The sequence below is a fragment of the Streptodolium elevatio genome (genome assembly GCF_040649515.1).
Taxonomy (GTDB): Bacteria; Actinomycetota; Actinomycetes; order Streptomycetales; family Streptomycetaceae; genus Yinghuangia; species Yinghuangia elevatio.
In genome coordinates this window covers 60,073-71,009 of the sequence record NZ_JBEZFP010000035.1, presented here as the reverse complement: position 1 = coordinate 71,009, position 10,937 = coordinate 60,073, and the positions used below count along the sequence as shown (strand labels likewise).

The 10,937-nt window shown below is 72.6% G+C and carries 9 protein-coding genes; 3 read left to right on the top strand and 6 right to left on the bottom strand.

Annotated elements, in window-relative coordinates; genetic code table 11:
* Nucleotides 1–208: 208 nt before the first annotated feature.
* The 3 genes from AB0C36_RS16230 to AB0C36_RS16220 form a co-directional block, all read right to left on the bottom strand.
* The gene (locus AB0C36_RS16230) at nt 209–2,779 is read right to left on the bottom strand and encodes a polynucleotide kinase-phosphatase (RefSeq protein WP_358354271.1); all 2,571 of its coding nucleotides are present in this window, start codon (nt 2,777–2,779) and stop codon (nt 209–211) included.
* The gene (locus AB0C36_RS16225) at nt 2,776–4,437 is read right to left on the bottom strand and encodes a 3' terminal RNA ribose 2'-O-methyltransferase Hen1 (RefSeq protein ID WP_358354268.1); all 1,662 of its coding nucleotides are present in this window, start codon (nt 4,435–4,437) and stop codon (nt 2,776–2,778) included. Before AB0C36_RS16225 ends, AB0C36_RS16230 begins: the two co-directional genes overlap by 4 nt.
* 254 nt (nt 4,438–4,691) lie before the next feature.
* Entirely contained in the window at nt 4,692–5,435 is a 744-nt protein-coding gene (locus AB0C36_RS16220) for an NADPH-dependent F420 reductase (protein ID WP_358354266.1), read from the bottom strand.
* 119 nt (nt 5,436–5,554) lie between these two features.
* Here AB0C36_RS16220 and AB0C36_RS16215 point away from each other — a divergent pair, with 119 nt between their 5' ends.
* Nucleotides 5,555–6,004 (top strand): winged helix-turn-helix transcriptional regulator, encoded by a 450-nt coding sequence (locus AB0C36_RS16215; RefSeq protein WP_358354263.1) that lies wholly within the window; start codon nt 5,555–5,557, stop codon nt 6,002–6,004.
* 43 nt (nt 6,005–6,047) lie between these two features.
* Here the strand turns inward: AB0C36_RS16215 and AB0C36_RS16210 are convergent, their stop codons facing one another.
* Nucleotides 6,048–7,004: a hypothetical protein gene (locus AB0C36_RS16210; protein WP_358354260.1), complete on the bottom strand. Its 957-nt coding sequence runs from the start codon at nt 7,002–7,004 to the stop codon at nt 6,048–6,050.
* 216 nt (nt 7,005–7,220) lie between these two features.
* On the opposite strand from AB0C36_RS16210, the gene AB0C36_RS16205 reads away from it, so the two are divergent.
* On the top strand, nt 7,221–7,871 hold the full coding sequence (locus tag AB0C36_RS16205) for a pyridoxine/pyridoxamine 5'-phosphate oxidase (protein ID WP_358354257.1): 651 nt from the start codon (nt 7,221–7,223) through the stop codon (nt 7,869–7,871).
* On the opposite strand, the gene AB0C36_RS16200 is transcribed toward AB0C36_RS16205, so the two are convergent.
* On the bottom strand, nt 7,826–8,512 hold the full coding sequence (locus AB0C36_RS16200; protein WP_358354254.1) for a peroxiredoxin-like family protein: 687 nt from the start codon (nt 8,510–8,512) through the stop codon (nt 7,826–7,828). The genes AB0C36_RS16205 and AB0C36_RS16200 overlap by 46 nt on opposite strands.
* Nucleotides 8,513–8,581: 69 nt before the next feature.
* Here AB0C36_RS16200 and AB0C36_RS16195 point away from each other — a divergent pair, with 69 nt between their 5' ends.
* The gene (locus AB0C36_RS16195) at nt 8,582–9,193 is read left to right on the top strand and encodes a TetR/AcrR family transcriptional regulator (protein ID WP_358354253.1); all 612 of its coding nucleotides are present in this window, start codon (nt 8,582–8,584) and stop codon (nt 9,191–9,193) included.
* Nucleotides 9,194–9,482: 289 nt separating this feature from the next.
* On the opposite strand, the gene AB0C36_RS16190 is transcribed toward AB0C36_RS16195, so the two are convergent.
* Nucleotides 9,483–10,832: a class I SAM-dependent RNA methyltransferase gene (locus AB0C36_RS16190; RefSeq protein ID WP_358354285.1), complete on the bottom strand. Its 1,350-nt coding sequence runs from the start codon at nt 10,830–10,832 to the stop codon at nt 9,483–9,485.
* Nucleotides 10,833–10,937 lie beyond the last annotated feature (105 nt).

Genomic DNA, 10,937 nt, shown 5'->3' with positions numbered 1-10,937 from the left:
GCCGCCATGGCACGACCAGGGCCCTGGTCCGCACACATCGTGCGGACCCAGGGCCCTGGGGAACGCGGGTGAAGGGGGTGGAGCGATGGAAGGAAGTGGGACGAGGTGAGAGGAGGCGGGAAGCCGCGGGGAAACGCGGCAGGCGGTGGTGGACGCGGCGGGCCGGGCCGGGGGCGGCCGCCCGGGTCACAGCCGCAGGGCGACCGGGTCACAGCCGCGGGTCGACCGGCTCCGACTCCAGCGCAAGGACCGCGAACACCGGCTCGTGCACGCGCCACAAAGGCTCGCCGCGACTCAGCCGTCCGAGGGATTCCAGACCGAGCGCATGCTCGCGCAGCGCCAGCGAACGCTTGTGTCCGAGGTTCCGCCCGCGCAACCGGTCCAGGTGGTGCGGCTCGCGGTAGTCCGGCCCGTAGATGATGCGCAGGTACTCCGCCCCGCGGACCTTCACCCCCGGCTGGACCCGCGAACCCGCGCCCCGCGCGCCCTCCCCGGCCAGCGGCTTGACCACCATGCCCTCGCCGCCCGCCGCGGTGAGCTGCTCCCACCACGCCACGCCCGCCGCCACCTGCTCGTCGTCGGCCACCTCGACGACCAGACGCGCGGTGGGCGCCAGCAATCCCGACGCGTCGGCGGCCACCAGCCGGTCGGCCATCGCCAGATGCCAGTCGTGACCGTGGCCGGTGAACTCCCTCCCACGCCCGGCCAGCACCTGGAACGGTGCGAACCGCAGCCCGTCGAGTCCGTCGACGGGCCAGCAGTAGCGGCCGTACGCCTCGGTGAACGCGTGTGCGTTGCCCTCGCGCCGCGTCGTGGCGGCCGCCAACTCGGCCACGTCGACGCCCCGCGCCTCCGCACGCGCCAGCGCCCGGACGGCCTCGGGGAGCGCGGCGGTCGCCGCGGCACCGACGGCCGCGTACTGTCGCCGCAGCAACTCGACGGCCTTTGCCGACCACGGCATCAACTCCGCGTCGAGCAGCAGCCAGTCGGTGTCCAGCTCCTCCCACAGACCCGCTGCCTCGACGGCGGCCCGCACCCGGGCAAGGAAGGCCTCGGTCAGCTCCGGCGTGGCAAGGAAGGAACGGCCGGTCCGGGTCCACAGCGCGCCGCTCCCCTCGCTCACCCCGAAGGCGTCCTTGGCCGCGTCGGCGTCCCGGCACACCAGCGCAACCGCGCGCGAGCCCATGTGCTTCTCCTCGCACACGACCGCCGCCACACCGTCCGCGCGGTACTGCGCGAACGCCTTGGCGGGGTGCTCCAGCAGCCCCGGCACATCGGACGTCGCGCAGGGCGCCATCGTCGGCGGCAGATAGACCAGCCACCGCGGGTCGATCGCGAAACGGCTCATCACCTCCAAAGCGGCCGCGGCGTTCTCGCCGCGGACCATGACGCGCCCGGCGGTCTCCGTCTCCACGACCCGCCGTCCCATCGGGTCGTCCGGGACCAGCACGTCCGCGAGGTCGAGCGGACGGCCGTCCCGGCCGCCGGGGGCCTCGGACTTGAGCGGCCGCACCGGCTCGTACCACACGCGTTCGGCCGGGACCGCGACAAGCTCGCGCTCCGGGTAGCGCAGCGCGGTCAGTTCGCCGCCGAACACACACCCGGTGTCGAGACAGATCGTGTTGTTGACCCACTCGGCGCGAGGCATCGGCGTGTGGCCGTAGACCACCATCGCGCGGCCGCGGTACTCCTCGGCCCACGGGTAGCGGACCGGCAGGCCGTACTCGTCCGTCTCGCCTGTCGTGTCGCCGTACAGCGCGAAGCTGCGCACCCGGCCGGAGGTGCGACCGTGGTACTTCTCCGGCAGGCCCGCGTGCGCCACCACGAGACGTCCCTCGTCGAGCAGGTAGTGGCTGACCAGCCCGTCGCAGAACGCCGCCACCTCGGACCTGAACTCGTCCGTCTCGCGGTCCAGTTGCTCCAGCGACTCCTTGAGCCCGTGCGTGACGCTGACCTTGCGGCCCTTGAGCGCGCGCATCAGCTTGTTCTCGTGGTTCCCCGGCACGCAGACGGCGTGGCCCGCGCGCACCATGCCCATGACGAGGCGCAGCACACCGGGGGTGTCCGGGCCGCGGTCCACGAGGTCGCCGACGAACACGGCGGTCCGGCCGTCGGGGTGCGCCGCGTCGACCGGCCGGCCCGCGTCGTCGCGGACGATCCCGTAGCCGAGCCTGCCGAGCAGCGACTCCAGCTCCGCGCGGCAGCCGTGGATGTCGCCGACGATGTCGAACGGCCCGGTCAGGTGCGTCAGGTCGTTGTACCGCTTCTCGTACGTGACGACCGCGCCGTCGATCTCCTCGACGCCGCGCAGGTGGTGCACCTTGCGGAAGCCTTCGCGCTGGAGGTGCCGCAGCGAGCGGGTCATGTCCTTGCGCTGGCGGGTGACGACGTTGCGCGGGAGGTGTGCCCGGTCCGGCCGCTCGGCGTTGCGCTCGAAGCAGGTCTGCTCGGGCACGTCGAGGACGATCGCCACCGGCAGCACGTCGTGTTCGCGGGCGAGCTGCACGAGCTGGGCCCGTGCGCCCTGCTGCACGTTGGTCGCGTCGACCACCGTCAGGCGTCCGGCGGCGAGCCGCTTGCCGGCGACGTGGTGCAGCAGCTCGAAGGCGTCCTTCGAGGCCGCCTGGTCGTTCTCGTCGTCGGCGACCATGCCGCGGAAGAAGTCCGAGGACAGCACCTGGGTGTGCTTGAAGTGCGCGCGGGCGAACGTGGACTTGCCCGAACCGGTCGTCCCGACAAGGACGACAAGGCACAGGTCGGGGATCGCGACGGGGTTCATGCGGGCACTTCCTCGGACTCGTCCTTGCTCACGTCGTTCGTGCCTGCGCCTGCGGCGCGGTTCGGGTCCACCTCGGTGAACACCGCCATCTGGGTGGGCGGTCCCACGTCCGGATCGTCGTCCCCCACGGGCGCGAACTCGACGCCGTAGCCGAAACGTTCACCGACGCCGCGGGCCCACTCGCGGAACCGGGCGCGGTCCCACTCGAACCGGTGGTCGCCGTGCCGCATGGACCCGGCGGCCAGACCGTGGCCGCCCTCCTCCTCCGGCGCGTACCGCACGTTGTACTCGACATTGGGCGTGGTCACCACGACCACGCCGGGTCGCGCCGAGCCGAAGACGGTGTACTCCAGCGCGGGCAGCCGCGGCTCGTCCACGTGCTCGATCACCTCGGACAGCACCGCCGCGTCGAAGCCGCCCAGCCGGGCATCGGTGTACGTCAGCGCACCCTGCATCAGCCGCACCCGGGCACGCTGCCGCTCCCCCATGCGGTCCAGGCGGAGGCGCCGGGCCGCGATGCCGAGCGCCCGCAGCGAGACGTCGACGCCCACGACCTCGGTGAACTGTCGTTCCTTCAGCAACTCGACGAGCAGCTTGCCGTCCCCGCAGCCGAGGTCCAGCACCCGCGCGGCACCGGCCGCACGCAGCGCGCCGAGCACCGCGGTACGCCGGTGCACGGCCAGGGGTAGGCGTACCTCCTGCTCGGTTGCCTCCCGCGCGTCTCCCTCCTGCCGTGCCGTGCGAGCGGTTTCGTGCTGCGTCGCGTCCTGCCCGCTCCTGGTCGGGGCGGTTGCGGCCGGCTCGACTGCGGGCCGTTCGGCTGCGGTCGCCTCCGATGCCTCCGCGAGCTCCTCCGCAAGCCCGGCCGTCTCCTCCTCCTCCGGGACGGCGTTGTCCAGTTCCTCGGCCATGGCGTCGTCGACCTCGGCCAGGCGCTCCAGCGCACTCCGCGTGAGCCCCGGACGGCGGGACAGGTAGCGGCGGGTGATCTCGGTGCGCTCCGGGTGCGCCGCGAGCCACCCGTCGCCCGCGCGGAGCAGTTTGTCGACCTCGTCCGGCGACACCCAGTAGTGCTTCGCGTCGTCCAGCACCGGCAACAGGACGTACAGATGCCGCAGCGCCTCGCCGACGCGGAGGGTCCCGGTGAGGCGGAGCCGGAGGTACCGGGACTCCCCCCACTCGGGGAACCGGGCGTCCAGGACGACCGGCTCCGTCTCGACCGTCCAGCCCAGCGGCTCGAACAACGCCCGGACCATCGCGGCACCGCCCCGGGACGGCAGTGCGGGCACCGTCACCTCGAGCGGCCACCGCTCGTCGACCAGTTCGGGCCGGGCGTCACAGCGTCCCTGCATCGCGGTCCGGAACACCGCCCCCAGCGCCACCGCGAGGAGCGAGGACGCGGCGTAGGGCCGGTCGTTCACGTACTGGGCGAGCGCGAAATCCGGGGACGCCCCCGCCTTGCGGCTGCCGCGCACCAACCCGACGGGGTCGACGTCGAGAAGCAGCGCCGCCTCGCAGCGCTCCTCCGTCGCCTCGGGATAGAACACGTGGGCAGTGCCGTGCGAGGCACCGAACCGCTGCGCCTTCTCGGGATGCTTGTGCAGGAGAAAGCCGAGGTCGGTGGCCGGTCGTCGCGTCGTCGCAAGAGTCAGGAACACCCGGTCGAGTATGAACAGCGGGCCGGGGTCGGACCACCGGGTTTCCCCTCACGACGTCGTGACATCACGACGGCACGACGGACGGTCCAGGCTCGTGCCGATCCGCTCCTTCCCGTCCGCTCCCGCCCGTCCACGCACCCGTCAGCGCCGGCCCGTCGCTCACCCGCGGTCCGGCTCACAGCCGTTCCGCCCGCGTCACCGGGCTCGCGACACTCGTCTCACCCTCATCCGACTCGCCGTACCCCGACTCGCCGTCACCTGGAACACTCCCCCGCGTCCGGAACGGCGAAGGCGGCCTCCAGAGGCGGGAACATCGCCCGCGCGTCCTCCCCGGCGAACCACAGGCTCACCACGAAGGCCGACGCGGCCTCCAGGTACCGCGCCCGGCCCAGGCCGCCCGCGTGGATGGGCGCGAGCCCGAGATCCGACACCAGCGCGGCCACCCGCAGCACCGCGTCGGGGTCGTCGCCGCACAGCGGCACGGCCAGACGACGGTCCTCGAATATCCGCGTCCCGGACTGCCAGACCTCGGCGGCACACAGGTTGAACGCCTTCACGACGTGTGCCCCGGGAGCAAGAGCGGCGATCCGCTCGGCGAGCGCATCCTCGCTCAGGACGAACGCCATCGTGCCTTCTTTCGCCGCCTGATCGGGCGCAAAGGCGTTCGTGCAGTCGACGAGCACCCGGTCGTCGAGGATCTTGTCGGCCGCACCGGCCGCGGCGAGGGCTTCCGCAACGGCCGCCGCCGGCACGGCAAGCAGCAGGACCTCTCCGAACTCGGCGGCTTCCCGAAGTGTGCCGCCACGGATCGTGCCGCCGGCCCCCCCGTCCGCCGACGCCGACCCCGCCGCACCGAACTGTTCCCCCGCAATCGCCTCGGCGAGTCCGACCGCCTTGCCGACGGCACGTGCGCCGAGCAGGACGTCGTGCCCCGCCTCCGTCCACCCGGCGCCGAGGGCACCGGCCATCTGCCCCGCACCCAGAATTCCCACGCGCATGATGAACCAACTCCTCGTTGTGGTGTCGTTCGAGGAGCGCCGATCCCGACGCCCGACAGGAACGTATGCGGACCGATAGGCACCTCCGGGTGTGCAACGGCTGGGGCATGATCGAGCGCATGGCCGAGCCCACGACGCACCTGGTGGAATACGCCCCCTACGGCGACTTCGAGGCGGACTGCCCCGCGCGCTTCGCAACCGAACTCTTCGCGAACACGTGGCTTCCGGTGATCGTGTACGTGCTCCGCGACGGTCCGATGCGCCCGGGCGAACTGCGCGCGGCCATCGGGAGCGTGAGCCAGAAGGTCCTGACGCAGACGCTTCGCCGCATGGAACGCCTGACCCTGGTCACCCGGCACCGCTATGCCGAAGCTCCGCCCCGGGTCGAATACGAACTGACCCCCGCGGGACTCGACTTGCTGGCGCCGATCCTGGCCCTCGGAGTTTGGGCCGACCGGCACGGGGCCGCCGTCGCCTCGGCGCTGGACGACGCGTCCACGGATGACGCGGCCCCAGACGACACGACCTCGGACGACGGGGCCGCGGATGAAGAGACCACGGGTGCTTGAGTCGTGGATGACACCGCGACTGTCACTCCCTCGAACGCCCCGGTCAGCACACATGGTTCGTCCCCGATGATCGCGGTCCGGGCCGCTGGGGGAAGGGGATGATCTTGGCCCCCACGTGCTCGTCACCGTCCCCGGATGCGGTGCTTCGACGCCGACGGCGCAGCCGGTCGCACTGCGGGCAGTCCAACCGAAACGGCGCCTCTGCCGCGAGCAGGAGCCACGGGTCTACCGGCGAATCCGGGAACCAGGTGGCGGCCTCCTGCACGGCGCGCAGGCGGACCAGCGAGTGGAAGGCGTGCTCCCACGCGGTCCGGCACTGGGTGCGGGCTGTGGCGTCGAGCGTCACGGCCGCCGTGCCCTGGCTCGGGCCCGACGACGAGGGCGTGGCCCCGCCCTGCGCCAGCCCCCGCATGACACGCACGGTCCGGCCCAGCAGTCGGGCGACGGTGCTCACCGGATACCGCACCACCTCCTCCACCGGGCCGGTCCACACCGCACCCCGGCGGAGTCTGGGTGGCGTGACACCCTCGATCAACGCGATGGCGACCCGGATTTCCTCGGCCGCACGGCAGAGGCACCCGGCGCGGCCCGGATCCGCCCGCCACGATTCGACGGCCCGGAGCGCCATGCGCAGGGCCCGCGAGACGGCGACCAGGCATTGCCCGGTGGTCGCCGCGAGCGCGAGCTGGTCGTCGAGTTCGGCGGCGGCCGAGGTGCCGCCCCGGGATCGGGCGGCGCGCTTGACCGGCGCGGCACCTGCCGGACGTACGGCCGCGTGCGTCGTGCACCGCACCGCGGGCCGACCGACCGGCCGGGCCGGCGGGCGGACCTGCGGACGGACCTGTGTCGGATGCTGCGGACGGGTCGGCGACTGTGCCTGCGACTGCGACAGCGACCGGGTCTGTGCCTGCGGTTGCGGTTCGGTCCGAATCTGCGGCTGCGACTCCGACGTCGACTTCGGCTTCGCGGAAACGATGGGCTGGGCGAGGGCTTCGGTCATGGCTGGCCTCCGTTCAGGACCGGCGTCGCGGTGATCGACGCCGTGCCTCAACGGTCACCCGCCTCGGACCGCCGCTGAGCCACCCGGAGCGATTCTGTGGATAAACCTGGTCCGGAACACCCTTAAGAGTGAAGGCTGTTCGATCGAGACAACAGGTTGTCCACAGAACCCCCGGAGTGGGCTTGGGGAGCGGTACGGGACGGGCATCATGCGGCAATGAGCGCACGAGAGTTGTTGCGGACTTTGACCGTGTTCGGCGACGCCCTGCCCGGCTTCGCGACCGCGACCGCCGCCGCCGAGCCGACGGACCAGTTCCTGGCCTGGCTCGCCGAAGCCGTCGAGGGCGGCGTGGCACGACCGCAGTTGATGACCCTGGCGACCGTCGACGCCGACGGATTCCCCGACGCACGCACTCTCACGGTCCGGGAGGTGGACCGAACCGGGTGGTGGTTCGCGACCGACGCGACCAGTCCGAAGGCGGAGCAGATCACCGCCCTGCCACGCGCGGCCCTGGTCTTCTCATGGCCCGAACAGGGCCGTCAGATCCGGGTCCGCGGCACCGTCGGCCGAGCGGACCGGCGGGCCTGCGCCGGGGACTTCCTGATGCGCCCGCCCGGCGCGCGAGCGGCCTCGCACGTCGGCCGACAGAGCCGCCCGCTGCGCGACACCGCCGAGCTGGACCGGGCCTTCGTCGAGGCGCGGGAGCGCGTGACAGCGCAACCGGACCGGGTTGCCGAGGCATACGTGCTGTATGTCGTACGCCCGCTGGCGGTCGAGTTCTGGCAGGGCCGGACCGACCGCAAGCACACCCGGCTGCGCTATCAGCTCGCCGAAGGGGCCTGGGAGCGCGAGTTCCTGTGGCCGTGAGCATGCCCGCGCGCCAGCTCGAGGATGCGGTCGACCGACCACTGGTCGTACACATGGGTGCCGTGCATCGCGGCGACGACCCGTCCGTCCGGCGCGATCAGGAAATCGGCGGGCAGGCCGAGGCGTCCGCCGTGCGGTGTGGCGGCCGGGGCGCGGTCCTTGCCGATGACGATCCGCGGGAGCGACCGGGCCAGCGACCGCAGGATCGGCAGCCACGCGCGCGGGCTCAGCAACGAGCGGCGAGCCGACTCGACGCCGAATTCGCGGTACAGGCGCTTGTCCGGATCGGCGACCACGGCGAACGGCAGGTCCGCAACGTGCTCGCGCAGTTCGTCCGCGGGCGAGTGGAACACGACGACCTCCTTCACCCCGGCCGCGGTGATCTCGTCGTGCCGCCGCACGATCGACCGCAGATGGAGGTTGCACACCGGGCAGCCCGCGAACCGCCGGAACTGGAGGTGCACGAGCCGTTCCGCGTCGGGCACCGACACCACCGCCGCGACGTCGGCGGCGACTTCGGCCCCGGCATCGCCGCCGACCCCGACGGCACCGACTGCACCGGCCGCCCCGACGATCGGCAACTCCCGTGCCGCGACGACGCTTTCCACGCCTATTGCCTTGCCGTTGAAGCCGGATCCCATCGGACCTCCCTCGTAAGCGTGCGACGTACGCTTACGAAGTTATGAGCGTACCTTGTACGCTGTCAACCGATGCCTCGACCACGCTCCCTCACGAACCCCCAGATCGCCGCCGCCGCACTCCGCGTCCTGGACCGCGACGGGCTCGACGGGCTCACCATGCGCGCCGTCGCGACAGAACTGGGCATGGGCACGATGTCCGTGTACCGCTACGTGGCCGACCGCGCGCAACTCGAGGCGCTGGTCGTCGACCACGTACTGGCCGGCGTCGACACCACCGTCCCAGCCGCCGAACCGCGGGGCCGCCAGGTCGCCGTGCTGGCCGAGCGCGTCCGGACCGTGGTCGGCGCACATACCGCCGTCGTGCCGCTCATCCTGGCCCACCGGCACACGTCACCGGCGTCGATGCGCTGGGGAGACGCCGTCCTCGGCGTACTCGCCGACGCGGGCCTCGGACCGGCCCGGCGCGTCGTGGCGTTCCGTGCCCTGCTCGCGTACGTCTTCGGCGCGCTCCAGGTGGAGCACTTCAGCCCCCTCGCGGGCCCGGGCACCGCGGCCCTGGCCGAGCTCGACCCTGCCGACCACCCGCATCTCGCCTCGACCGCCCGCGAGGCGCAAGGCATCGGCCCCGACGAGGAGTTCCGCGGCGGACTCGAAATCCTGCTGCGCGGCCTCGAACTCTGACACGCCGCCTCATACTCCGACACGCGTGCTTCGACACGTGGCGGCGCTCGGCATGCCCGGCTAGTCGCGCTCTTTCAGACCCTGCCCGGCCCGACGACGCCCGGCATACGCCCGGGCCCGCAGAGCGGCACGCAGCCGTGCCCTCCGGCCCTCCCAAGCCCCGTGCCTTGCAAGCGCGCGCACGAAGGAGAGCCGTCCACGTCAGGCAGGCCGTCCAGCCCCGGCGCGACGCGAGCTGTCCGACAGGATCCGAACGACAGGGTCCGAACAACAGCCCCCGTCCGCCGGGTCAGCGCTTCTTGGGCGCCGGTTCCAGCACCGCCACGCATTCGACGTGGTGCGTGTTGGGGAACAGATCGAATGCGCGCAGCCCGCGCAACCGGTAGCCGCGCTCCGCGAAGTACTTCAGGTCGCGGGCCAGCGCGGCCGGGTCGCACGCGACGTACGCGATGCGCCGCGGCGTCAGGCGCGCGATCCGCTCCACGACGGTGCGTCCCGCCCCGGCACGCGGCGGGTCGAGCACGACGACGTCCGCACGGCGCAGGAAACCCGGCCGGGTGAGGACGCGTTCGACCTTGCCCACCTCGAAGCGCGCGCCCTGCGTCTCGCGCAGGTTGTGCCGCGCGTCCTCGATCGCCTCGCGGGAGGACTCGATCCCGATGACCGTGTCACCATCGGCGAGCCGCTCCGCGATGGCCCCCGCGAAGAGGCCGACTCCGCAGTAGAGGTCGAGCGCCACGTCGCCCGGGCGCGGCTCCAGGCCGTCCAAAACGGCACCGACGAGGGTGTCCGCGGCGGCCGGGTGCACCTGCCAGAAGCCGTTCCCCGACACGCGCCAGGTCCGGCCCGCCGCGACCTCGCGCACGCCCGCGCGCCCGTGCACGCGCTTCACCCGGCCCTTGTCGTCGGCGCGGAACACCGACACCGGGCGGTCCAGTTCGACGATCGGCATGCGGCCGTCCTGCTCGGCCGGCGTGACCACGACGGCACGGTCCAGGGAGCCGCTCGCCGCGGCCGCCTCGATCGCGACGACACCGGTCCAGTCACGGCGCTCGATGCCCAGTTCCTCGATGCCGGGAGCCGCGATCGCACACGCGTCCACCGGCTCCACCTCGTGCGAGCGGTGCCGCCGCAGACCCGCCGCGCCGGTGGCCGGGTCGACCGCGAACTGCACGCGCGTACGCCACCCCAAACCCTCCGGGAGGCCAGGGGGCCCGTCGACGGCCTCGACCTCGACGTCCATCTCCAGGCCGGCGAGCCGACGCAGTTGCTCCTCGACGACGGCGGCCTTGAGGCCGCGCTGCGCGGAGGGGGTCGCGTGCTGCCAGTCGCAGCCGCCGCAGCGACCGGGCCCGGCGTACGGACACGCGGGCTTCACCCGATCAGGCGATGCGGTCAGCACCTCGACGACATCCGCACGCAGGAACCGCGACGTGGCCGTGCCGTCGGTGACCTCGACCACGACCCGCTCGCCCGGCAACCCGTGGCGGACGAACAGCACGCGCCCCTCGTGGCGGGCCACACAGTGGCCCCCGTGGGCGACCGGGCCGATCTCCACCTCGTACCGGTCCCCGACCAGGGACTCGACCGCCTCGGTGGCGTCGTCGCCGGCGGCGGGCTTCGATCCTGCGGATCCCAGGGATCGCGACGTGGGCACGGAACTCCTCGCAAACGGCGGCACGACGGCCGCACAGGCAACAGAAAACGGAAGGGAACGAAGAAAAACGGAAGGGAGCAGGAGACG

Excerpts from the sequence above, each read along its gene's own strand:
- AB0C36_RS16195 (WP_358354253.1), top strand. The coding sequence starts at position 8,582 with ATGCCTCGACCACGCTCCCTCACGAACCCCCAGATCGCCGCCGCCGCA.
- AB0C36_RS16200 (WP_358354254.1), bottom strand. The coding sequence starts at position 8,512 with ATGGGATCCGGCTTCAACGGCAAGGCAATAGGCGTGGAAAGCGTCGTC.
- AB0C36_RS16215 (WP_358354263.1), top strand. The coding sequence starts at position 5,555 with ATGGCCGAGCCCACGACGCACCTGGTGGAATACGCCCCCTACGGCGAC.
- AB0C36_RS16205 (WP_358354257.1), top strand. The coding sequence starts at position 7,221 with ATGAGCGCACGAGAGTTGTTGCGGACTTTGACCGTGTTCGGCGACGCC.
- AB0C36_RS16230 (WP_358354271.1), bottom strand. The coding sequence starts at position 2,779 with ATGAACCCCGTCGCGATCCCCGACCTGTGCCTTGTCGTCCTTGTCGGG.
- AB0C36_RS16220 (WP_358354266.1), bottom strand. The coding sequence starts at position 5,435 with ATGCGCGTGGGAATTCTGGGTGCGGGGCAGATGGCCGGTGCCCTCGGC.
- AB0C36_RS16210 (WP_358354260.1), bottom strand. The coding sequence starts at position 7,004 with ATGACCGAAGCCCTCGCCCAGCCCATCGTTTCCGCGAAGCCGAAGTCG.